Genomic DNA, 23053 nt, shown 5'->3' with positions numbered 1-23053 from the left:
GGCGCAGCATCGCTCGCGTCGTGCTCCGTCGCAGATGAAGAAATGGCGACAAGCCAATCCACGCCCAGGAAACAACAGGCCATGGTCCGCAGGACGGCTTCGGACGCGATGGCCTATGGCTACGGCGATACCCGCAGCGGACGGAAGACCGTTGCCGATGACGTCATCAACACGCAACCGGCCCGAGCAACCAGAACCGCCTATCTCGGTTCCGCGCCCTACATCTGCTCCCCGAGTGGCTTCGGCCAGAAGTCACGCTGCTTCCTGCGCTGAGACGACCGGCAGCGATCAGTTCTGACGCCTGCTTGAACCGCCACCCCGATCATTGTTGAAGAACCGGGACGCCGCCTCCGTACGGTTGCGCACGTGCATCTTCTTATAAATATTGCGGATATGAACCTTCACGGTATTTTCCGAAAGGTTGAGACGATCGGCGATGATCTTGTTTTGCGTCCCCTCGCAGATCAGATCGAGGATCTGCACCTCGCGCGTCGTGAGCGCCGCCATGTCGCCGTTCGGCAAGGTAAGCGTGTTGGATCTCGCTGCCTTGACGAGACCGCTTTCAAAGGAGGCCTCCACCAGGGGAGCGTCACTGCTCAGGCGTTGCAGAAGTGCGGATGGAAAATGCTCGCCACCCTTTGCAAGAAGGTCGACAGCGGCGAGAAAGACATCCAGCCGCAAGTTGAGCGGCAAAATCCCATCAATTGTTCGGGCTTCCGCCAGAGTGCGAAAATATGGGTCGAGCTGGCCTACGGCCTCGACGACGATGCCCACCGATGTGTCACCCTTGCTCGGCTGCAGGCGCTGAAGAACTTCCTGTATATCCACGGTGGACAAACGATAGAGCAAGATCAAATTTGCCCCGTCGCCTTCATAATCCTTTATATCCTGGATACCTTGCCGAACAATAATGTTATGATTTGGGAATTTTCTGGAAAGAACCTCTGCGAGGCATTCCGCGAGCAAGTCCTGCTTCGCTATCATCAGTATTGTATTTTCTTGCATTACCCCCGGCATATGACGTGCGGTATCACTTATATGTGACTCTGTCATAAACATACATGCCTCCCCTTGGCGTTAACTTACGCGCTACATGTAGAACCTCGGGAGAGCCGCTGTTGGCCCCCAACACCCCTTCGTCTTTTAACTATTAGTTAATTATGTTAGTGCGAAAAACAGGGATTGGAAATGACCATTTTGGGTTATTCCGCGTCAAAAAAACCACAAACGCGGGCAAAACGCGACTTTTTTGGGCACATTCGGGCCTTCTCCACAGGTTTTGCGTCCATGACGCCCTTCAGTATTACCCCCTGCTTTTTAGTGAAATTTTAACGGATTTCCAAAGCCCTCCGAAAACGCCTGACGCCAACGCCGGCCATCAACGGGGTCTTCGGGAGCATCCGGCATTTGTGACTAATCCCATTTCGTGGCTATGAACGCCGCCCGTTTTCCTGTTGATTTTGATCGTCGGGAGGAAAAATCGACGGCATTCACGGGTACTTTGTAAGAATTCCTGCAATTTCTCTCTTCCGATCAATAAACAAAACTCAAAACAGGAACGATTTCGAAATGTATTCGCATTTCGGGACGGGGAGAATACGTCTTCAGGATAGATACATCCCGAAAACGACTTAGCCACGGTGGATAAAACGTAGTTCGTATACCCACTGCACACAACAATACGGAGCAAGCGCGAAACAGATCCCATTTGAGATGAGAGGGATTTTCGAGAGCTGCTCCATTTTTTTTGGAGGAATGGAAATGTCCCACGACTATGATCCGAAGGGCTCCGAGGAGACCAATGTCGGCGCTCTGGCTGACGGCTTTGCCAACAGCGCGATCAACTCAACCGAGGTCGATGAGGGGTCGACCGGCTATGTCGGCGGCGTCGCCAACGGCGACAACCGTGACAATACCGACAACAGCGTCGATGTAGACGTCGATTCCAAGATCGACGTGGATGTCGCGGCCGACAACGGCAACAATCGCGACAACGAATATGACTGGAGCTACGACAGCAAGTCCTATTCGAACACCGAAACCGAAACCGACATCAAGACCATCACGGACAACGACACCAAAACCGTGACGGACAGCTACAATTCCTCCGACTACGACTGGAGCTATGACAGCAAGTCCTACTCCAACACCGAAACGGATATCGACACCGACATCAAGACGGTCACGGAAACCGAGACCGACATCAAGACGACGACCGACAGCTTCAACATCACCACGAGCGACAGCTTCAATTCGTCCGATGACGATTTCGGCCAGCTCGACAACGTCCACGACTTCGGCAATCTCGGCATCGCCGGTGGCGACCTTACCTTCGATATCGGCGACGACTTCTCGTTCTCGCTCAACGTCGACAACATCCTGAACAACTCCCTGAATGGCGTCGGCAACGACAGCGGCTTCAGTGCGGTCCAGGCGAGCCACCTCGCCGACCAGGATACCGCCTGGGAAGTCAGCATGCAGAATGGCGGAGCCCAGAACTTCCTCTCGGCAACCGGCGGCACTGCCGACAGCAGCGAGGGCATGGAACTCGACGCCAAGGGCTGGGACCTCAGGGCCAGCGACGACGTCAGCGGCGCCAGCACGGCTGATGCCTCCGCGATCCTCGCTAATTCGGGCTTCCACTTCGAATTCGTCCAGGGCGCCAACATGCTGTCCAACACCATCGACAGCAGCGTCATCGGCGGCAATTCGAACGTCACCGACATCGGCGAGGATTCGTCCGGCGCTTAACTGCTCTCCCCCAAGACAGGAAAGGACTGCACCGGTCGTGGCCGGTGCAGTCTCAACGGCTTGAGGCTCACCAGCGGATGCAAGAGATGCGCCGAAACGCACGGACGCATGCTGGAGGGCGTGAGTAAAGGGAGGCGGCCATGCAGGCGGACAGGATTTCCGACATCATCGCCCATTTCATCGGGCATTTCGACAGCGTGATAGACGAGGCGCGGCTGCGCATCGGCTACACCGAAGGTAAAGTTCATGGCGAGGACCCGCCGCCTCCGCCGGAACTCGAGGCCCTCGATCCGGACTTCGCATCGCAACTCGTGCTGAGAGGGTTCGATCCCGACGTCACCTACAGGGATGGCGATTATCGCCTGTTCGATGTCGGGGGCCGGGCGCCGTTCGATCCCGATCCGCAACAGCTTCTGCGCGACCTGGATGACGGCCTGTCGGGAGGCTACAGGCTGCCGCGCATAGACCAGGCCGACCCGACCATCCCGATGGAGATGCCGGAAGAACGTCTCGCAGTCTATCCGGGCCCCGGGTCCGCGATATCCCACATTTCCCAGGTCAACCTGCTTTTCGACGATGACTATCTGAACATGACCGGCCAGGAGCACGCACGCCTGGACACCGGCTACGTCACCGAACGGCTGGCCGAATTCGCAAACGCAGCGGACGTCTTCACGCCATTTGCGGATTTCGACCGTACCGACACCTATGAAAACCTGCAGCAGATAGCGCAGGAAGTCCACGAATTCAACGAGGGCCTGCTCGCCAACGACACCACCTCGTTGACCGAGGATGCGGAAGTCGATTTCGTGATCGCGGGCAACGATATTCAAGGCACCTACGTCAACGGCGTCCTGACGGACGAGGCTCCGGCACTGGACGATCACATGCCCGACCGCGGCATCGCGGACCAGCCGGAGGAGCCGGAGCCGAGCGAGACGCCGCTCGAACAGGCCGGTCCGGAAAACGTTCTGACCGTCGCCGCCGGCGCCAATGTCGTCGCCAACGTCGCGAGCGTGACCACGACGGGTGTGATTACGCCTGTGATGAGCGTCATGGGCAATTACCATCAGGTCGATGTCATCACGCAGGCCTATGTCTATTCCGACAACGACAACAACGACTATATCCCGACGGGATGCGGGAAAGGCGAGGACGGCGCGGGCGAGCAGGCACCGACGGTCGCGATGAATATCGGCGTCTTCGACCGTACGACCTTCGGAGAAACGAGCGAAAATCAGGCGGACGACGGCCAGGGCGAAGACCCCGTCTATCCTTCGGACTGGCGCGTGAGCGTCATCGAAGGCGATGTCTGTTTCGTGCAGTGGATCGAGCAATACAATTTCGTCACCGACAACGACCAGATGGTGGTCACGACGACCGGCTGCGAGACCTCGGTGCTGGTGGGCGGCAATGCGGTCTTCAACCTTACCGCCTATCTCGGGATAAGCCAGCAATACGATCTCGTCATCGTCGGCGGCAATGTGCTGGACATGAACATCATCAGCCAGCTCGCAATCCTCTACGACAACGACAGGATCGGGGGCGACGGCACGCTTCCCGATGGCGTCGAGACGCAGACCGGAAACAACCTTCTCTGGAACCAGGCTTCGATCCAGAATGTCGGGGCCAATGACCGTTTCGAGACGATGCCGGACCACATGCAGCAATCGCAGCAGGCGATCGAAACTGGCGATCCGGACATGCCGGAGACTCTGGCCGGCGACACCAATTTCGCCGGATACGAATGGCTGAACGTGCTCTACATCACCGGCAATCTCTACGACGTGACCTACATCAAGCAGGTCAGCATTCTCGGTGACGCCGACAGCGTCACGCAGGTGGCTTCCGAGTTGCTCGCCAACAACGAGAACGCATCGGTCATCATCGATACCGGCAGCAACACGGTGGCGAATATCGCTCAGGTCATCGATTACGACAGCTTCGGCGGAACGACCTATGTGGCGGGGCAGACCTATTCCGATGCCATTCTCATTCAGGGAGGGCTGGTGGAAAACGACACGACGCAGCCGCAGCCGTTGAACAACCAGCTCGCCAACGAAATCCTCGCCTTTCTCGATGACGATCCCGTGACCCCCGACACGGATGACGCAATCTTCAATTCAGGCGGCGATCTTTGCGGGCCGGGCGCAAGTCCGGCGGACGTGATGCAGACCGTGATCGCCTGAACGCCAATCCCTGGGGAACGCAATGAACCACGTATCGAAAGAGGAACTGTCGAAAAGCGAGGCGATCGAGCTTGGCAAGGACGCGCAACCGGCCTTACCGGCCGGCAAGGAGGATGCGGGCCTGACGGATGCATGCATCTCGGCGATCGATGACGTGATCGATAACCTGAAGAAACTGACGGTCTCGACCACGCAACTTGCGGAGAGGCTGGAACCGCCCCAACCGGTTGTCGAAAGAACGGCGAGCGAAATGCCGAAGGCCTTCGTCCGGCCGCAGCCGGACAGCCCGGCGCGGCCTGCCGGCCCGCCTCCCGCTGCCGTCGATCGGATCGGAACCGGTGACATGCGGGCCGCAGTTCCTCCGGCACGGACGCCGCCCCAGCAGCCGGCGGCGGCCATTCCGACGATCAACGATGTTATCGAGAACCTGAAGCGTCTCGATGACGCCGCCTTCCAGCCCTCCATGCGGCAGACTGCCGCCACAGAGGCCGCAGTCGCGAAACCGGACGGTCCCGCCTCCAGGGGGCCGCAGGCAACTGCTCGAACGGTGCCGCCGGACACCGCGGCTGCGGCACCAGACAGGTCCGCCGGACGGGCGGCCGCCCCTGCTCAAAATAATGAGAACAAAAGCGGGGCGGCCGTCTCGTCAACGACCGCAAAGGTCGTGCCCACCACAGCCGAAACGGTGGCCCGACGCGAGCAGCCGGTCCGTGAAATCGACGGCAAGCCCTTGCCGGACAAGCCATTCGGCAAGACGATCGAAAATAACCGCGGGCCTGTCCGGGAAAACGAACGGCGTCCCTCCGGCGGCGGAGGCGGCAACGGCAAGGAACCGGACGGCGGCGGCAATGGCGGCGGCGGCAGCGGCGGTCACGCCGGCTTCCACAAACGCAGCGGTCCGGTGAATTTCGCCGCAAGTCTCGCCAAGGGCATCGCAGCCGTCCGGCGCAACATGCTGATCGTGATGGTGTTCACCGTTGCCATCAACGTGCTGCTTCTCGCCATCCCGCTCTACCTGTTCCAGATTTCCGACCGCGTGCTCACCAGCCGCTCGATGGACACGCTCATCATGCTGACCGTCGCGGTCGTTGGCGCGGTCCTGTTGCAGGCTTTCCTCGACGCCATCCGCCGCTTCATCCTCATGCGCACGGCCGTCGAACTGGAGGTGCAGCTTGGCGCCCCCATCCTCAGCGCAGCCGCCAGGGCCTCGCTGCACGGGTCCGGCAAGGACTACCAGATCCTGCAGGACCTGCAGCAACTGCGCAGTTTCCTGACCTCGGGGACGCTGATCGCCTTCCTCGACGCGCCCCTGATGCCGCTCTTCGTGCTGGTGGTTTATCTGGTGCATCCGCATCTCGGCCTCATCATTCTCGGCTGCTGCGCGGTGCTGTTCTTCATCGCCTTCCTGAACCAGCGTTTTACGGCGCGATATTTCGCGGAGGCCAACGGTTTTGCCAGCCGGGCGAACTTCCACCTCGAATCCATGTCACGCAATTCGCAGATCATCAATGCGCTCGCCATGATCCCCGAGGCAGTCCGAATGTGGGGGCAGGAGACCGCCGGCTCGCTGAAGTCGCATGTCGCGGCACAGGACAGGAACATCATGTTCGCCGGCGTCTCCAAGGCCTGCCGCATGATGACGCAGATCGCCCTGCTTGGCTGGGGGGCTCATCTGTCGCTTTCGGGGCACTTGACCGGCGGGATGGTGATCGCGGCCTCGATCATCTCCGGCCGGGCTCTTGCTCCGATCGAAGGCGCGATCGAGGGATGGAACCAGTTCAACAAGTCGGCCTCTGCTTACGGCCGCATCAAGCAGTTGCTGGTGAATTCTCCGCTGAACTTTCCCCGGCTTCGACTGCCCAATCCCGAGGGAAGGCTCGATGTCGAGCGGATCCTCTTCGTGCCGCCGCCGCAGAAGAAGGTCATCCTCAACGGCATTTCCTTCTCTCTCCGCAAGGGGGAATCGCTTGCGATCATCGGCAATTCCGGCTCCGGCAAGACGACGCTCGGCAAGATGCTGGTCGGCTCCATCCTGCCGACTTCGGGCAATGTGCGCCTCGACCTGATGGACCTCAGGAACTGGGACCAGCGGCAGTTCGGCGAAAGCATCGGCTACCTTCCGCAGGACGTGCAGCTTTTCCCCGGCACCATCAAGGCGAATATCAGCCGCATGCGCGACGACGTCGACGACCGCCAGATCTTCGAGGCGGCCATGCTGGCGGACGTCCACGAACTGATCGCCGGTTTCCCGCAGGGCTACGAAACCGTTGTCGCCGCAGACGGGGCGCCGCTTTCGGGTGGGCAGAAACAGCGTATCGCCCTTGCCCGCGCCTTTTTCGGCGATCCGAAATTCGTGGTGCTCGACGAGCCCAACTCCAATCTCGATACCCAGGGCGAGGCAGCGCTCGCCCGCGCGCTCATTCATGCGAAGAAGCAGGGCATCACCACGGTCACGATCACCCAGCGCCCTGCTCTGCTGCAGGTGGTCGACAAGATCCTCGTGCTCAAGGACGGTTCGGTCGCGATGTTCGGCGAGCGCGTCGAAGTGCTCAAGGCCCTGAGCAAGAGTGCCGGCGGCGAGCGCGATGCGCCGCGCATCGACAACAGGTGACGATCATGACACGCAGCGTTTCAGCGAAAACCGACCAGGGACCCGTAGAATGGTATAGCGAGGTTCCGCGCTCAATCCGGCGGCACAGCATGATCGGGCTTGCGGTTCTCTTCAGCACGTTCGGCGGCTTCGGCTTCTGGGCGGCGACAGCGCCACTTGCTTCCGCGATCATCGCGCAGGGCAGCTTCGTGGCGACCGGCAGCAACAAGATCGTGCAGCATCTCGAGGGCGGGATCATCAGGGAAATGCGTGTCAGCGAAGGCGACATGGTCAAGGAGGGCGACATTCTGGTCACTCTCGATCCGACCGCGGCGCTGGCCAACGAAAGGGCGCTTACCCTGCGGCGGCTGCGGCTGGAGGCCGTGGTGGCGCGGCTCAAAGCCGAAGCCCAGGGCGCCAAGCAGCTTCAAATCCCCGACATCGTCATGAAGGAAGCAAGCGATCCGGACGTCAACGCGATCATCCAGAGCCAGAACGTCATATTTCACAGCAAGCAGGTCAAGCTGGAGGAACAGCTCAACCTCATCGAAAAGAACATCAAGTCGCTGGAATTCCGCTACAAGGGCTATCAGGGCCAGAAGGAATCCTTCCAAAGACAAATTTCGCTCTTGACGGAGGAGCGCGATTCCAAAGCCAAACTCGTCAAGGTCGGCTATCTGCGCAAGATGGATCTCCTCGCCATGGAGCGGGCAATCGCCGACGCGCTCGGCGATCTCGCAAGGCTTGAGGGCGAGCTGAACGAGAACCAGGCGCAGATCGCCAAATACCAGCAGGAAGCCGTCATCGCCGTCAATTCCAACAAGCAGGCGGCGCTCGACGCCCTGGAAACGGCGGAATCCGATCTCGACAGTGTGCGTGAACAGATGACCGAGGCAGCCGAGGTGCTGGAGCGAACGGTCATCCGCTCGCCGGTCAGCGGCACCGTCGTGCGCTCCTATTACCATACCGCCGGCGGCGTCATCACCACCGGCAAACCGATCATGGAAATCCTGCCAGCCGGGGTTCCCTTGATCATCGAGGCGCAGGTATTGCGTACCTCGATCGATCAGCTGCGCGAGGGCCAGACCGCAGCGATCAGGCTTTCGGCGCTCAACCGCCGCACCACGCCGGTGCTGACGGGCAAGGTATTCTACGTCTCGGCGGACTCGATCGAGGAGGGCACGCTCGGCACCCAGAAGGACGTCTACATCGTGCGGGTGGAGGTGCCGGACGAACAGCTGTCGTTGGTCCATGGCTTCCATCCCGTGCCGGGTATGCCGGCCGACGTGCTGATCCAGACATCGGAGCGGACATTCTTTGAATACCTCTCGAAACCGATCAGCGACAGCATGTCACGCGCATTCAAGGAACAATGAGGAAAGCCGCCGCTTACGAATGACCTGGAGGTCCAAACCATGGGAAACATGCCGGATGTTTTGTTGCGGGTCGGCCGGCTGAACTATGTCTGGACCAATACCGAAAGCCTGCTGATCTATGTCATCGCGCATCTTCTGGGGGTCGACAAGGAGGCGGCGATCATCGTCTTCCTGACGCTCAACACCACCCGGGCGCGCATCGATCTGGTGGAACGGCTCGCCAAGCGCCGCTCCACTTCGAAGGCCGACCGGGAGGCCGTGCTCCTCGCCATGGCGCGGCTCAAGAAGGAAGCCAAGGTCCGCAACAAGTACAACCACAGCATCTATTCGTTCGACGAAAGCGGCGACATCTCCAGCACCCAACTCATGCGGCTGGTCGAGACCGACAGCGAGATCCGCTACGGCAAGGTCGAGCAGATGGACGACAGGGAAATCCGGCAACTCGAAAACTCGATCGCCGAAATTACCGACATCAGCAAGGCTCTGTGGGCTTTCATCCATGCAAGCCCGCATCTGGCAGGCTCGATCTGATTTCCGGAATTCAGGAGGGGAATACGGTGCGGATAGACGTCATCGACACACCGGAGGCTTTCGCAGCCATCCGCGAAAACTGGGAAGCGGTGTTCATGGCCGATCCGGATGCCCAGCATTTTCTCTCTTGGACATGGCTGAACCGTTATCTCTCCCGACGCCGGCGCTGGTTCATCCTGGCGCTGCGGGAGGCCGCGCCGGGTTCCCCCTATGTCGCCTTCTTTCCGCTGCGCCTTCAGACGAGGGCGAATGCGGACGGCGTCTTCTTCGACGAGATCATCATGGCCGGCAATTTCGCTGCCGACTACACCGGTTTCATCACCCGGCCGGAATATGAGAAGCAGGCGGTCGCCGGCTTTGCCGCCGGCCTCAGGCACGAAAGATGGATGCAGATCAAGCTCGATTATTTCAGCGGCCCGCCCGGACGCCGCGAGGCGATGATCGTTGCGCTGCAGGGACCGGACGTGATGTTCCGCAACAACGTACCGCGCAACGAACAGCGGATCGACAACACCATCTGCCCCGTCATCCACCTGCCCGATAGCTGGGACAGCTACCTGGAGCAGCACATGAGCAGCCAGACCCGGCAGAAGCTCCGGCGCTTCCTGCGAAAGGTCGAAAACAGCGGCGAATATCGCATCACCATGGCGACGCCTGAAACCGTCGAACGCGACCTCGATATCCTCTTCGATTTCTGGCGGACACGGTGGACGCCGTTCAAGGGAGAGGACAAGACCGAGAAACTGATCCGGTCGTCGCGCGAGATGCTGACGGACTGTTTTTCCGACGGCAATCTCGACGTGCCGGTTCTGTGGTACGGCGAGCGGCCACTCGGTGCGCTCGCCAACATCGTCGACCGTCAGAAGAAGGCGGTGCTGTTCTACATCACCGGCCGCGACGAAAGCTGGACCACTCCCTCTCCCGGCCTCTTGCTCCATGGCTATTGTATCCGCAAGGCAATCGCCGAGGGTTTCCGCACCTATGACTTCCTGCGCGGCAACGAGCCCTACAAATACATGTTCGGTGTGACGGAGAGGCGTATTTCCTGCACGCTGTTTCGAACGCGCAACGGGCTGAATACCGGCGGCCTCATCAATCCGCGCAGCGTCCGTTTCGTTTACGAGCGTGGGCTCGACTTTTACCGTTCCGGCAGGAAAGCGGAGGCGGAAACGGCCTTCCGCCAGATCCTCGACGCCATGCCAGACCATCGGGGCGCCGAATTCGGCCTCGCCAACCTTTTGTTCGAACGCGGCGAGTTCAGCGCGGCGGAGACCTCCTATCGGGCGCTGATCCCCCGGCTTCGCGATCCCGTGCCGGTCCTCCTCAGGCTCGGGGAATTGCATCTTGCCACACGGCGCTACGGACTGGCGGCAGAGACGCTGCGCACGCTTTGCGAGCGCGCACCGCAGCATGTGGAAGGCCGCTACAAGTGGGGGATCGCCCTTCTTGCGGACAAACGCCTGCCGGAAGCCGCCTCGGTCCTGGCGGAGGCGGCCCGCACCCGGCCCGGCGACGATGCTCAGCAGGTCTTTGCAGGGAAGGCCCGTGCGGCGCTGCTGCGCCTTTCCTTCGCCATGGAGCCGCGTCCGGACCCGGCCTTCTATCCGGACCTGGCGCGCTTCGGAGAAGACATGCCCGCACGTCTGAACTGAACGGACGATGCGACCGTAGATCGCGGTCGGCCTCTGCAGGCTTGACGCTGCCGGACGATATCGGGATGACTGATGTGGTGCCCCACGGGTTACCATCGCAGCAACCGGCGGCCGGCCGGAATGCGACAGCGATGCGCTGAAAGCCGGCCATCCACGGAGCCGCGATATGAAGCCTTCCTCCCCTGTCCTCCGCTTCCATGGCGCCGCCGGCACGGTGACCGGCTCCTGCTTTCTCGTCGAAAACGACGGTGCGCGCGTGCTCGTCGATTGCGGCATGTTCCAGGGTTCGAAGAGCGAGAAAGAGCTGAATTATCGCGCCTTTCCGTTCGAGCCCTCCTCCCTCGACGCGGTGATCCTGACCCACGCGCATATCGACCATTCGGGATTGCTGCCCAAGCTTACGAAGGTCGGATATGACGGGCCGATCTTCGCCACCCGCGGCACGATCGATCTCTGCTCTGTGATGCTGCCGGATTCCGCCCATATCCAGGAGAGCGAGGTCGAACAACTCAATCGCCGCAACCAGCGTCGCGGCCGCGATACCGTCGAGCCGATCTATACGGCGGAAGATGCCGCCCGCGCCGTCACGCTGATGCGCACCGTCGAACTCGAACGCTGGCAACAGGCCGCCGAGGGGATACGCTTCCGCTTCTGGAATGCCGGCCATCTGCTCGGCTCGGCATCCATCGAAATGGAGATCGACACACCTTTCAAGCGACTGCGGGTGCTCTTTTCCGGCGATATCGGTCCGAGCCACAAGCTTCTGCAATTCGATCCTGAAGCGCCTGAGGGTTTCGACTATGTCATCTGCGAAAGCACCTATGGCGACACCGACCGCGACAATGTCTCCGATCAGACGCGGCGGGCGGCGCTAAAGGCCGAGGTGAAGGCGGCGACCAATATCAACGGGGCGCTTCTGATCCCGTCCTTTGCGGTCGAACGTACGCAGGAACTGCTGGCCGACCTCGTCTACCTGATGAAAACGGGCGCAATCGCCACCTGCCCGATCGTTATCGATTCGCCGCTCGCCACCCGGGCGAGCGAAATCTTCCGCCGCCATTCCCGCGAACTGGAAAACGGACGGATGCTGGCCGAGGCCATGGAGGCGCGCAATGTGCGCTTCACCGAGACGGTCGAGCAATCCAAGGCCATCGATCACATGCACGGCTTCCATATCGTGATCGCCGCCAGCGGCATGTGTGATGCCGGACGCATCAGGCACCGGCTGAAGAACTGGCTCTGGCGCGAGGAGGCGACCGTCCTGCTGGTCGGCTATCAGGCAGCCGGCACTCTCGGCCGCATTCTCGAAGAGGGCGCGCAGACGGTGCGCATCCAGGGCGATGAAATCACCGTTCGCGCCCGCATCCGCCGCCTCGATATCTATAGCGGCCACGCCGACGGGCCGGAACTTGCTGCCTGGGTGAAGGAGCGGCTGCCGATCACGTCAGGCGTTTTCCTCGTGCATGGCGAAGAGATGGCGCTTGCCGGGCTGGGAGAACGGCTTTCAGCCTTCCTTGCGCCGGAGCGGATCTTCATTCCGCGCCTCGACAGCGCTTTCGAACTGACAGCAGGAGGACCGGCCGACATTTCCGAAATCAGGGCTCCGCGCATCGATCCCGCCCGACCCGGCCACAAGGACTGGCACAACGATCTGCAATCGCTGGTGCTCGATCTTCAGGACGAACTCAAGCAGGCGGCCGACGACAAGGCGCGCGGCGTCATTCTCCGGCGGCTTCGCCGGGCGCTGAGCGAATAGCGGAAGAGGAATCGCCACTCAGAGCGAGGGCGACGGGCGGGACAGGACGAAGACGGCGCAGGCGACGAGAATGACGCCGACCAGCAGTTTCAGCCAGAGTTGCGGCGGGCCGGCGAACCAGACGATGGCGTAGCTTGCCGTCATCAGCGAAACGGAGGCGATCTTGGCGTTGCGCGAGATCGCGCCCTCGCGCCGCCAGTCGGTCAGCGGCTTGCCGTATTTCGGATGTTCGAGCAGCCAGCGCTCGAAACGCGGCGATGACCGGGCGAAAAGCCCTGCGGCGAGGATCATGAAGGGCGTGGTCGGCAGGACGGGCAGGAAAACGCCCACAATACCGATCGCCACCATCAGCCATGCGATTGCCAACATCACGATCCGCATCGGCGGAACTCCCGTCCTAGGTTTCAATGCAACTACTGTTCACTCGTCGAAACGGCCATGCACACCCGCCGGTCACCTCGCCTGGAACCCGGGACACATCCTCATCGGACTGGCGCTGCGACTCTCCGGCTAAGAGGTGCGGGGGCTCTTGGCTACCATGCTTTCGCGGGAAAGCCATGCGTGATATTCGCCCACCTGCCAGTCGAGCCCCCGCGGCCCCGTCATGAAACCCAAAGCCTCGACGGCAGCGTTTTTGCCGTCAATCCGCTTCTGCCGGCGCCGCGGCATCGCAGTCGCTTTTTCTCTCGGTTCCCCACGTTCCCCATTTGCAACGGTAAGGTCGATTTCACGAAATGTGGCAATTTTTCGTTTGCGCCGCACCAAAGCGGGTAGCATCTTCCCGTTTCATCGTCATCGAAATGGAATTCAGGTAACATGTCTGCAGATACCATCGTGCTCGGCGCCGGCATTGTCGGCGTTTCCACCGCTATCCATCTGGCGCGTCGCGGAAGGTCGGTGGTTCTGGTGGATCGGCGTGGCGCCGGCGAGGAAACCTCCTTCGGCAATGCCGGTCTGATCCAGCGCGAAGGCGTCGTTCCCTACGGCTTTCCGCAGGACCTTACCCTTCTCATGCGGTACGGCCTCAACAATCGCATCGATGCGCATTATCACATGCGCGCCATGCCGAAGCTGGTGCCGTTTCTCTCGCGCTACTGGTGGCATTCGAACAAGGTGCGGCACGACGCCATTGCCCGTGCCTATGCGCCGCTCATCGAAAACTCGATCACCGAGCATAACGATCTTATCGAAGCCGCCGGGGCGCAACACCTGATCCGCAAGGACGGCTGGATGGAAATCTTCCGCACCGGCGCCAAGCGGGATGCGGAATACGCAGAAGCCGAACGGCTGGGCCGAGAATACGGCGTCAAGTTCGTGGAACTCTCTAACGCCGACCTGGCCAAGGAGGAACCCTTCCTCAGAGGCGATTTCGCCGGTGCGCTGAAGTGGGCCGATCCATGGTCGGTGCTCGACCCGCACGGCCTGACCATGGCCTATCTCAAATATTTCGAAAGCCTCGGCGGCCGCTTCGTCAAGGGCGACGCCACGACGCTCACACGCAAGTCCGGAGCCAAGGGCTGGCAGGTGAAGACCGATGGCGGTCTGGTTGAAGGTGGCGAGGTCGTACTGGCGCTCGGCCCATGGTCCGAAGACGTGACGCAGAAGCTCGGCTACAACTTCCTTGTCGGCGTCAAGCGCGGCTATCACATGCATTACGCCCCGGCCGGCAAGGCGAAGCTCAACAACTGGACGATGGACAACGAGCGCGGCTATTTCCTCGCCCCGATGAACAAGGGCATCCGCCTGACCACCGGCGCCGAATTCGCCTTCCGCGATGCACCGAAATCGCCGGTGCAGATCGACCGCGCGGAAAAGATCGCCCGCTCGATCTTCCCGCTCGCCGAACGGCTCGATCCGGAACCCTGGATGGGCGCGCGCCCCTGCACGCCCGACATGATGCCGATCATCGGCAAGGCGCCTCGCCATGACGGCCTCTGGTTCGCCTTCGGCCACGCCCATCACGGCCTGACGCTCGGCCCGGTAACCGGCCGTCTGATCGCCGAAGCGATCACCGGCGAGAAACCGTTCATCGATATCAGCGCATGGCGGCCCGAACGCTTCAATCCCTGACAGAACATGCACAATTCTTCGGCGGCGCACAAAAGTGCCGCCGAAATCGCCGGGACGGGCTGGCAATCTCTCTTTTTCGATGCTAGGGTATTTTCGGTCAATTGACCAAAAACTGCATCGCAGCAGCGGACCGGATAATAAACAGGCGACACCCACGCCACCGGTCGAGGGGCACTGAAATACCGGCACGAGAATGGCACGTTTCTTGATCTATAACGCGAAGACCGCTCACAGTTAGCGCTGCATCTTCAACCGCGCGTGCGTTTTGCATGCCGACAGATCTCAGAAGTGTTTCTCATTTTCCGGTGGCCCATGGACATTGACAGCTACGCACGAGCCTTTTTTGCAGAAAATCCCGATATCGAAGTGCTGGAAGCCTTCGTGATCGACGTCAACGGCGTTCCTCGCGGAAAGTGGATCCCGCGCGAGCGGGCACTCGACGTGCTGACCAAGGGCATGGCGATCCCGCGCTCGGTCTATGCGCTCGACGTCTGGGGCCGCGACGTCAACTCCGCCGGCCTTGCCGAGGGCACGGGCGATCCGGACGGCATCTGCTTTCCTGTGCCCGGCACGCTGTCGCGCGTCACCTGGCTGTCGCGCCCGACGGCGCAGGTTCTCCTGCAGATGAAGAACCCCGATGGCACCGGCTTCTTCGCCGACCCCCGGCAGGTTCTCGCCAATGTGCTGGAGCGTTACGCCAAACTGAAGCTCACCCCCGTGGTGGCGACCGAACTCGAATTCTACCTGATCGACCCCGTCCGCTCGGCGCTCGATCCGGTCCGGCCGCCGAATACCCGCGACGGTCGCTGGCACACCGGCCAGACGCAGGTTCTGTCGATCTCCGAATTGCAGGATTTCGAGGAAGTCTTCTACGGCATCTCGGCCGCCGCCCGCGCGCAAGGGGTGCCGGCCGATACGACGCTGCGGGAAAACGGTCCCGGCCAGTATGAGATCAATCTCAACCATGTGCCGGATGCGCTCGCCGCCGCCGATTATGCGGTGCTCCTGAAACGCATCGTCAAGGGCGTGGCCCGCGTCAACGATCTCGACGCCACCTTTATGGCCAAGCCCTACGGCATGCAGGCCGGCAGTGGCATGCATGTCCATTTCTCGGTCCTCGACGAGCATGGCCACAACATCTATGTCGGCGAGGACGGCCCTTCCGACGCGCTGATGCATTCGGTCGGCGGCCTTCTGGAGAACATGGGCGAGAGCATGGCGGTGTTTGCACCCCACCAGAACTCCTATCGCCGGCTGCGCCCCTCCGAGCATGCGCCGACCTACGCCTCCTGGGGCTTCGACAACCGGTCCGCCGCTGTGCGCGTCATCACGGCTTCCAAGCCCGCGACGCGCATCGAGCAGCGCGTCGCCGGCGCCGACACCAATCCCTATCTGGTGCTGGCGATGATCCTTTCGGCGGCGCTTGCCGGGATGAAGGAAAAGACCGCACCGGGCGGCGCGATCAGCGGCGACGACCACGCGATCAATCACGAGCCCCTGCCGACCAACTGGGATCTCGCCGTGCAGCGCTTCGCCAAGTCCAGCTTTGCCTATGCGGCGCTCGGCCAGAAGTATCGCAGCCTTTATACAGCCTGCAAACAGCAGGAAATCTCCGAATTCTCCCTGCGCGTCACCGATGTCGAATATGACGCCTACATCCGCACGGTGTGACCCATGACCAGCATGAACCAGACTTCCGCCACCAATCCCGGCCACGCCCCTTCCTGGTATGCCCATAGCGCCAATGACAAGCGCGTGCGCGAAAGCCTGAAGGGCGAGCACACCGCCGATGTCTGCGTGATCGGCGCCGGCTTTACCGGTATCTCGGCGGCTCTCCAGCTTGCGGAAAACGGCTTCAAGGTGATCGTCGTCGAGGGCGAGCGCATCGGCTTCGGCGCGTCCGGTCGAAATGGCGGCCAGATCGTCAACGGCTACAGCCGCGATCTCGAGGTGATCGCCCGCCGTTACGGCCCGGAGAAGGCGGCGAAACTCGGTGCCATGTCGCTCGAGGGCGGCAACGTCATTCGCGAACGCGTGGCGAAATACGGCATCCAGTGCGATCTCGTCGATGGCGGTTTCTTCGCGGCCTTCACCGACAAGCAGGTGCGCGAGATGGCGCATGTGAAGACCAATTGGGAAAAGCACGGCCATACCGGCCTTGAGATGGTCTCAAAGGCCGACGTCGGCAAATACGTGAAATCCGACCGTTACGTCGGCGGCATGATCGACCGCTTCGGTGGCCATATCCACCCGCTCAACCTCGTGCTCGGCGAGGCTGCAGCCTTCGAGAGCCTGGGTGGACAGGTCTTCGAGAAATCCCGCGTCACCGGCGTCGACATGGGCGCCAATCCGGTCGTCCGCACTGCCGAGGGTTCCGTCAAGGCGAAGTACGTCCTCGTCTGCGGCAATGCCTATCTCGGCACCATGCTGCCGAAGATCACCGACAAGATGATGCCCGTCTCCTCACAGGTCATGGCAACCGAGCCGCTCGCCCCGAAGCTGATCGAGGAACTGCTGCCGGCCAATTACTGCGTCGAGGACGCCAACTATGTGCTCGATTACTATCGCCGCACCGCCGACAACCGGCTGCTTTATGGTGGCGGCATCGGCTATGGCGGTCAGGACCCGGCAAACCTTACCGGCGTCATCCGCCCGAACATGCTGAAGACCTTCCCGCAGCTCGCCAATGCTAAGATTGAATTCGCCTGGAGCGGCAATTTCGCGCTGACGCTCACACGTATTCCTCACATGGGCAGGCTCGCCGACAACGTCTACTTCTCGCATGGCGACAGCGGCCACGGCGTGACGACCACACATCTGCTGGGCAAGATCCTCGGCGAGGCCGTCGCCGGCCACGCGGAGCGTTTCGACGTCTGGGCCTCGCTGCCGGCCTTCCCCTTCCCCGGCGGCAAGACCTTCCGTGTGCCGCTCACCGTTCTCGGCGCATGGTGGTACGGCCTGCGCGACAAGCTCGGCGTCTAAAGGAGACCGGCATGACAAGCGTTACCGTCGCGGCAACCCAGATGGCCTGCAACTGGGATCTCAAGGGCAATATCGAGCGGGCCGAAAAGCTGATCCGCAAGGCTGCGGCCGATGGCGCGCAGATCGTCCTGATCCAGGAGTTGTTCGAGGCTCCTTATTTCTGTCAGGACCAGATCGCCGAATTCTTCGACATGGCGAAACCCTTCGAGGGCAATCCGCTGATTGTGCATTTTGCGAAGCTTGCCGCTGAACTGAACGTTGTTCTGCCCGTCAGCTTCTTCGAAAAGGCCGGACAGACCTATTTCAACAGCGTCGCCATCGTCGATGCGGACGGGGCGGTGCTCGGCCTTTATCGCAAGAGCCATATTCCCGATGGTCCGGGCTATACGGAGAAATACTATTTCTCGCCCGGCGATACCGGTTTCCGTGTCTGGCAGACGCGCCATGCGAAGATCGGCGTCGGCATCTGCTGGGACCAGTGGTTTCCCGAGGCAGCCCGGGCCATGGCCCTTCAGGGCGCCGAACTCTTGTTCTATCCGACCGCGATCGGCTCGGAACCGCAGGACCCCACGATCGACAGCGCCGACCACTGGCAGCGCGTGATGCAGGGCCACGCCGCCGCAAACGTCGTGCCGGTCATCGCCTCCAACCGGATCGGGACAGAGCCGGGCCGCAAGGGCACCGAGCTTACCTTCTACGGCTCGTCCTTCATCGCCGACCAGACCGGCGCCAAGATCGCCGAGGCCGACCGGAGAAGCGAAACGGTGCTCACCGCCACCTTCGATCTCGATGGCATTGCGAAGCAGCGCACCGCCTGGGGCCTCTTCCGCGACCGCCGGCCGGAACTCTACGAACCGCTGCTGACGATGGACGGTCGCGCCTGATCCTTCACATGAGGCCAAGGCGTCTCCTGCCTTTGAGGGCGCGCCCCTTCCCGTTCATGCCCGCTGTCTGCCGGCAAACACGGAGGGGAAACGGCAGGCGGAGGGAGGCTTTCACGTCTCCCGCGCCAGCCCTCGGATGGCATTTTCGACAATGTTCTCCACGCTCCGATCTATATCGACCGTCACCACGCCCGCTTCACCCGTCGGGACTTCGAGCGTCCGCAGTTGGCTCTCCAGCAGCGAAACAGGCATGAAATGGCCAGTGCGCGCGCCCATGCGGGACAGCAGCAGTTCCGGCGCTCCCTCCAGATAAACGAAAGAAAGCCTGCCGGATGTCGCCTGCCGCAGTCGGTCGCGGTAAATCTTTTTGAGCGCCGAACACGAGACGACGATCCCCTCGCCGCGATCGAGCGCCTCGGCCATCAGCCTCCCGATCGTCTCCAGCCAGGGCCAGCGATCCTCGTCCGTCAGCGGAATTCCCTGCGCCATCTTCTCGACGTTTTCGGCGGGATGCAGACCGTCGCCCTCAATGAAGGCAAGGCCAAGCCGTTCGGCCAGCAAGGCGCCTACCGACGACTTGCCGCAGCCGCTTACCCCCATGACGATGACCGCCAGCGGCGCTTTCAGTTTCGTCTCAGCCAAGCCGGCCCCTCCCTGCGACATGAATACCGGCGGGAAAACTAGACGCGCCGGAGGGGAAATCCAAGCCTCCGGCCAAAACCGCGAAACCTCAGGCCGCCCGAATGGAGGCCGCGATCTTCTCCGCCATCATGATGACTGGCGCATTGGTATTGCCGCCGATCAGGGTCGGCATGACGGAAGCGTCCACCACCCGCAGACCTTCGATGCCCCGGACCCGCAATTGCGGATCGACGACGGATGCCTCATCGGCACCCATCCGGCAGGTGCCGACGGGATGATAGATGGTATCGGCGCGGGCGCGGATCGCCGATGCAAGCTCACCGTCCGAGTTGCCGACGGGGTAAAGCTCGCTGCGGCGGTAACGATCCAGGGGAGCCGCCTCCATGACATCGAGCATCACTCTCGCTCCGGCGATCATGCCGGCCATGTCCCGCCCATCCGAGAGATAGGCCGGATCGATCAGAGGTGCTGCGAGAGGATCGGCGCTCTTCAGGCCGACATGGCCGCGCGAATGGGGCCGCAGCAGGCAGACATGGCAGGAATAGCCATATCCGAAATGGAGCCGTCGTGCGTGGTCATCGACCATGGCAACGACGAAATGCAGTTGGATATCGGGGCGATCGAGCGCCGGGTCGGTCTTCAGGAAGGCGCCCGATTCCGCAAAGGTCGAGCGCAGCAGACCCGTTCCCTGCCGCCGCCACTCGCCTGATGCCCGCATCATGTCGCGCATGCCGGTCAGGCCGATGCCGATCATATCGGGGTCGTCGGAGCGGTAGACGAGCGTGTAGTCCAGATGGTCCTGCAGGTTGGCGCCGACCTCCGGACGATCCGCCACCACGGCGATGCCGAGGCGCCGCAATTCATCGGCCGGACCGATGCCCGACAGCATCAAAAGTTGCGGCGACTGCAGCGCCCCGCCTGAAACGATCACCTCACGCGCGGCGCGGACCGTCTCTTCCCGACGTTCCTGCCGATAGACGATGCCCGTCGCTCTGCCGTTCTCGATCAGAATGCGCGTCGCACGGGCGCCGGTGATGACGGTGAGGTTTGCCCGCTCCAGATGATCGTGCAGATAGGCGGCAGAGGCGGAACAGCGCTCGCCCTTTTTCGGTCCCTGCCAGAACTGGGTCGCCTGATAGAGGCCCACCCCCTCCTGATCGGCTCCGTTGAAGTCATCGTTCTTGCGGAAACCGCGTAACTCGCCGGCCTCGACGAAAGCCCGGTTGATCGGACGTGCCCAATCGGGATCGCTCACCTGCAGGGGGCCGCTGGCGCCGTGCAGCGCATTCCCGCCGCGGATGTTGTTTTCCGATTGGATGAAATAAGGCAGCACGTCAGAGAAGGACCACCCGTCGCATCCAGCCGCAGCCCAATCGTCGTAATCCGAGGCATGGCCGCGGACATAGAGCATGGCGTTGATGAGGCTCGATCCGCCGAGCCCCCTGCCCCGCGGCTGAAAGCCGCACCTGCCGTTCAGTCCCGGTTGCGGTTCGGTGACGAAGCACCAGTTCGGGCCTTTTATGCGTCCGGGGACGATGGCGGCCGCCCCTGAGGGAACGCGCAGCAAGAGATCGCGCCCTAGTCCTCCCGCCTCGATCAGACAGACCTTCACATCCGGGTCCTCACTCAGCCGTGACGCCAGAACGGAGCCCGCCGACCCGCCGCCGGCGATGACATAATCATACATTGAAGGCGCCCCTCCCAAAGCCACCTGCGTTCGGCCGAACGCCTGCGGAAGACCGTCTATCTTCCGTTTACGTAAAGGTACTTTGAAGGCAGCGGACACTCAAGGGGCATCAGCCCGGAGCGGCTATCTTTCTGTGACAGAGGAACGCTGAAGATCGCGAAAGCGCCAAATGAAAACCCCGCCGGCGCTCTGCCACAGCGGGGTTCCAAGGGGCCAAAACTGACGGGCCTTCTCAGGCTGCGGGGGCCGAGATCGTGGCTTTCGGCTCGAAATCGTTGATTCCAAGCAGGAAATTGATCTGCGGGCGAGCCTTGACGAGATCGTCGATGCTGTATTGGCTGAGCACTTCGAAGAAGGCACCGAGCGCCTTGCGCAGCGCGGAGTTCAAACCGCAGCTGTCGATCAACGGGCAATCGACATCACCGTCATCCTCGAAGCATTCCGCCATGGCGAAACTGTCTTCCGTGACCTTCACCACATCGAACAGGCTGATCTTGTCCGCCGGACGGCCAAGACGAACGCCGCCGTTACGGCCACGCACGGTTTCCACTAGACCCGCCTTATTGAGGGGCTGAAGAATCTTGAACAGGAACAGCTCGGACACGCCGTAAGCCTTGGCGATTTCCGGAATCCGGCTCAGATGTTCCTTGTTGGCCGCGCAATACATGAGCATGCGCACCGCATAATTTGTCTGCTTTGTCAAACGCATGCCTGACTCCCTGACTCGTTTGACGCCTTATATAGCGTCTTTTGTAGTTTTGAACAATTCCAAAATACTCAAGTTCAGCGTTCACGTACCGGTGACCGAAACTAGCCGCATTGACAGGCTTCCGCAATTCATGATTAGAACGCTCAACTAATATCTAATATGGAATGCACCAGAGGAGGTTTCCATGCTCTCGGCAAAAACAATGCGCGCCGCGCTTCTCGCCACTGTGTCTTTCGGTATGATGACAGGCGCCGCGCTTGCCGATGGCGAGGTGAACGTCTACTCCTACCGCCAGCCGGAGCTGATCCAGCCTCTGCTCGACGAATTCACCAAGGAAACCGGCATCGCGACCAACGTGCTCTTTCTCGACAAGGGCCTGGTCGAGCGCATCGCCGCCGAGGGCGCCAATTCTCCTGCCGACGTCATCCTGACCGTCGACATCGGCCGTCTGATCGAGGCCAAGGACGGCGGCGTCACCCAGCCGCTCCAGAACGAAACCATCAACAAGGACATTCCGGCCCAGTATCGCGATCCTGCCGGCGAGTGGTTCGGACTGACCACCCGCGGCCGTGTCGTCTATGCCTCCAAGGAGCGGGTGCCGGAAACGGCGATCACCTATGAGGAACTCGCCGACCCCAAGTGGAAAGGCCGGATCTGTGTGCGTGACGGCCAGCATTCCTACAATATCGGCCTGTTCGCCTCGATGATCGCCCATCATGGCGCCGAATTTACGGAAAAGTGGCTGACCGGCGTGAAGAACAACCTCGTCCGCAAGCCTGACGGCAATGACCGCAGCCAGGCCAAGTCGATCATGTCCGGCGAATGCGACATTGCGCTCGGCAATACCTATTATGTCGGCCTGATGCTGACCAACGACAAGGACCCGGAGGAGAAGGAATGGGCCGCCGCCATCAAGGTGCTGTTCCCCAACGCTGCCGACCGGGGCACCCATGTCAACATCTCCGGCATGGCGCTGGCCAAGAACGCCCCCAACAAGGACAACGCCGTCAAGCTGATGGAATTCCTGTCCTCCGGCAAGGCCCAGGAAATCTATGCGGATCAGGTGTTCGAATATCCGGTTCTGCCGGGCGCCAAGGTCTCGGACGTCGTTGCCTCCTTCGGCCCGATCAAGCCCGACACGCTGCCGCTCGTCGACATTGCCGCCAATCGCAAGCTCGCTTCCGAGCTCGTCGACAAGGTCGGCTTCAACGACGGTCCGACCCAGTAAAGACGG

Annotated in this window: 18 protein-coding genes; 13 read left to right on the top strand and 5 right to left on the bottom strand. The window is 61.4% G+C overall.

The genetic code is table 11. The annotated features are described in order from the left end of the window. The first annotated feature begins 81 nt into the window (after window positions 1-81). Window positions 82-273, top strand: coding sequence for a hypothetical protein (locus tag J5N58_RS23140; RefSeq protein WP_113442115.1), 192 nt, complete (start codon window positions 82-84; stop codon window positions 271-273). Window positions 274-288: 15 nt separating this feature from the next. Here J5N58_RS23140 and J5N58_RS23135 read toward each other — a convergent pair whose 3' ends face one another. Then, on the bottom strand, window positions 289-1059 hold the full coding sequence (locus tag J5N58_RS23135; RefSeq protein WP_113339729.1) for a helix-turn-helix transcriptional regulator: 771 nt from the start codon (window positions 1057-1059) through the stop codon (window positions 289-291). A 702-nt stretch (window positions 1060-1761) separates the two neighbouring features. On the opposite strand from J5N58_RS23135, the gene J5N58_RS23130 reads away from it, so the two are divergent. The 7 genes from J5N58_RS23130 (at window position 1762) to J5N58_RS23100 (ending at window position 12845) form a co-directional block, all read left to right on the top strand. After that, complete coding sequence (locus J5N58_RS23130) at window positions 1762-2751, top strand: fibrinogen-binding protein (RefSeq protein ID WP_414900418.1); 990 nt, start codon at window positions 1762-1764, stop codon at window positions 2749-2751. Between the two features lie 140 nt (window positions 2752-2891). Continuing rightward, entirely contained in the window at window positions 2892-4940 is a 2049-nt protein-coding gene (locus J5N58_RS23125) for a hypothetical protein (RefSeq protein ID WP_112828359.1), read from the top strand. A gap of 22 nt (window positions 4941-4962) precedes the next feature. Then, window positions 4963-7551: a type I secretion system permease/ATPase gene (locus J5N58_RS23120; RefSeq protein ID WP_425314486.1), complete on the top strand. Its 2589-nt coding sequence runs from the start codon at window positions 4963-4965 to the stop codon at window positions 7549-7551. Window positions 7552-7556: 5 nt separating this feature from the next. Next, on the top strand, window positions 7557-8906 hold the full coding sequence (locus J5N58_RS23115) for an HlyD family type I secretion periplasmic adaptor subunit (RefSeq protein ID WP_112828430.1): 1350 nt from the start codon (window positions 7557-7559) through the stop codon (window positions 8904-8906). 39 nt (window positions 8907-8945) lie between these two features. Then, the gene (locus tag J5N58_RS23110; protein ID WP_112828360.1) at window positions 8946-9437 is read left to right on the top strand and encodes a hypothetical protein; all 492 of its coding nucleotides are present in this window, start codon (window positions 8946-8948) and stop codon (window positions 9435-9437) included. Window positions 9438-9463: 26 nt separating this feature from the next. Next, window positions 9464-11089: a GNAT family N-acetyltransferase gene (locus tag J5N58_RS23105; RefSeq protein ID WP_244713286.1), complete on the top strand. Its 1626-nt coding sequence runs from the start codon at window positions 9464-9466 to the stop codon at window positions 11087-11089. A 166-nt stretch (window positions 11090-11255) separates the two neighbouring features. After that, window positions 11256-12845, top strand: a complete 1590-nt coding sequence (locus tag J5N58_RS23100; RefSeq protein ID WP_112828361.1) for an MBL fold metallo-hydrolase — start codon at window positions 11256-11258, stop codon at window positions 12843-12845. A gap of 18 nt (window positions 12846-12863) precedes the next feature. Here the strand turns inward: J5N58_RS23100 and J5N58_RS23095 are convergent, their stop codons facing one another. Next, window positions 12864-13226, bottom strand: coding sequence for a YbaN family protein (locus tag J5N58_RS23095; RefSeq protein WP_112828362.1), 363 nt, complete (start codon window positions 13224-13226; stop codon window positions 12864-12866). A 435-nt stretch (window positions 13227-13661) separates the two neighbouring features. Between J5N58_RS23095 and J5N58_RS23090 the strand changes: the two genes are divergently transcribed. The 4 genes from J5N58_RS23090 (at window position 13662) to aguB (ending at window position 18781) form a co-directional block, all read left to right on the top strand. Beyond that, window positions 13662-14915, top strand: coding sequence for an NAD(P)/FAD-dependent oxidoreductase (locus tag J5N58_RS23090; protein ID WP_244713280.1), 1254 nt, complete (start codon window positions 13662-13664; stop codon window positions 14913-14915). 312 nt (window positions 14916-15227) lie between these two features. Continuing rightward, a complete protein-coding gene (locus tag J5N58_RS23085) occupies window positions 15228-16586 on the top strand; it encodes a glutamine synthetase family protein (RefSeq protein ID WP_113339724.1) in 1359 nt (452 codons plus the stop codon). A 3-nt stretch (window positions 16587-16589) separates the two neighbouring features. Then, window positions 16590-17897, top strand: coding sequence for an NAD(P)/FAD-dependent oxidoreductase (locus tag J5N58_RS23080; protein ID WP_280520081.1), 1308 nt, complete (start codon window positions 16590-16592; stop codon window positions 17895-17897). Between the two features lie 11 nt (window positions 17898-17908). Further along, the gene (aguB, locus tag J5N58_RS23075; RefSeq protein WP_113425891.1) at window positions 17909-18781 is read left to right on the top strand and encodes an N-carbamoylputrescine amidase; all 873 of its coding nucleotides are present in this window, start codon (window positions 17909-17911) and stop codon (window positions 18779-18781) included. Window positions 18782-18892: 111 nt separating this feature from the next. Here the strand turns inward: aguB and J5N58_RS23070 are convergent, their stop codons facing one another. The 3 genes from J5N58_RS23070 to rirA form a co-directional block, all read right to left on the bottom strand. Then, window positions 18893-19423 (bottom strand): gluconokinase, encoded by a 531-nt coding sequence (locus J5N58_RS23070; RefSeq protein WP_244713278.1) that lies wholly within the window; start codon window positions 19421-19423, stop codon window positions 18893-18895. Window positions 19424-19511: 88 nt separating this feature from the next. Next, on the bottom strand, window positions 19512-21110 hold the full coding sequence (locus J5N58_RS23065; protein WP_113425890.1) for a GMC family oxidoreductase: 1599 nt from the start codon (window positions 21108-21110) through the stop codon (window positions 19512-19514). A 232-nt stretch (window positions 21111-21342) separates the two neighbouring features. Beyond that, window positions 21343-21819 (bottom strand): iron-responsive transcriptional regulator RirA, encoded by a 477-nt coding sequence (gene rirA / locus J5N58_RS23060; protein WP_112828369.1) that lies wholly within the window; start codon window positions 21817-21819, stop codon window positions 21343-21345. A gap of 202 nt (window positions 21820-22021) precedes the next feature. On the opposite strand from rirA, the gene J5N58_RS23055 reads away from it, so the two are divergent. Then, a complete protein-coding gene (locus J5N58_RS23055; protein WP_244713300.1) occupies window positions 22022-23047 on the top strand; it encodes a Fe(3+) ABC transporter substrate-binding protein in 1026 nt (341 codons plus the stop codon). Window positions 23048-23053 lie beyond the last annotated feature (6 nt).

This window comes from Paenirhizobium cremeum (assembly GCF_022884085.1).
Lineage (GTDB): Bacteria > Pseudomonadota > Alphaproteobacteria > Rhizobiales > Rhizobiaceae > Allorhizobium > Allorhizobium cremeum.
Note: the sequence above shows the minus strand (reverse complement) of the source record. Positions and strands in the feature narration are given on the sequence as shown.

What these genes read in the sequence shown, in the direction of transcription:
- J5N58_RS23140 (WP_113442115.1), top strand. Translation starts at nt 82, where the DNA reads ATGGTCCGCAGGACGGCTTCGGACGCGATGGCCTATGGCTACGGCGAT.
- J5N58_RS23135 (WP_113339729.1), bottom strand. Translation starts at nt 1,059, where the DNA reads ATGTTTATGACAGAGTCACATATAAGTGATACCGCACGTCATATGCCG.
- J5N58_RS23130 (WP_414900418.1), top strand. Translation starts at nt 1,762, where the DNA reads ATGTCCCACGACTATGATCCGAAGGGCTCCGAGGAGACCAATGTCGGC.
- J5N58_RS23125 (WP_112828359.1), top strand. Translation starts at nt 2,892, where the DNA reads ATGCAGGCGGACAGGATTTCCGACATCATCGCCCATTTCATCGGGCAT.
- J5N58_RS23120 (WP_425314486.1), top strand. Translation starts at nt 4,963, where the DNA reads ATGAACCACGTATCGAAAGAGGAACTGTCGAAAAGCGAGGCGATCGAG.
- J5N58_RS23115 (WP_112828430.1), top strand. Translation starts at nt 7,557, where the DNA reads ATGACACGCAGCGTTTCAGCGAAAACCGACCAGGGACCCGTAGAATGG.
- J5N58_RS23110 (WP_112828360.1), top strand. Translation starts at nt 8,946, where the DNA reads ATGGGAAACATGCCGGATGTTTTGTTGCGGGTCGGCCGGCTGAACTAT.
- J5N58_RS23100 (WP_112828361.1), top strand. Translation starts at nt 11,256, where the DNA reads ATGAAGCCTTCCTCCCCTGTCCTCCGCTTCCATGGCGCCGCCGGCACG.
- J5N58_RS23095 (WP_112828362.1), bottom strand. Translation starts at nt 13,226, where the DNA reads ATGCGGATCGTGATGTTGGCAATCGCATGGCTGATGGTGGCGATCGGT.
- J5N58_RS23090 (WP_244713280.1), top strand. Translation starts at nt 13,662, where the DNA reads ATGTCTGCAGATACCATCGTGCTCGGCGCCGGCATTGTCGGCGTTTCC.
- J5N58_RS23085 (WP_113339724.1), top strand. Translation starts at nt 15,228, where the DNA reads ATGGACATTGACAGCTACGCACGAGCCTTTTTTGCAGAAAATCCCGAT.
- J5N58_RS23080 (WP_280520081.1), top strand. Translation starts at nt 16,590, where the DNA reads ATGACCAGCATGAACCAGACTTCCGCCACCAATCCCGGCCACGCCCCT.
- aguB (WP_113425891.1), top strand. Translation starts at nt 17,909, where the DNA reads ATGACAAGCGTTACCGTCGCGGCAACCCAGATGGCCTGCAACTGGGAT.
- J5N58_RS23065 (WP_113425890.1), bottom strand. Translation starts at nt 21,110, where the DNA reads ATGTATGATTATGTCATCGCCGGCGGCGGGTCGGCGGGCTCCGTTCTG.
- rirA (WP_112828369.1), bottom strand. Translation starts at nt 21,819, where the DNA reads ATGCGTTTGACAAAGCAGACAAATTATGCGGTGCGCATGCTCATGTAT.
- J5N58_RS23055 (WP_244713300.1), top strand. Translation starts at nt 22,022, where the DNA reads ATGCGCGCCGCGCTTCTCGCCACTGTGTCTTTCGGTATGATGACAGGC.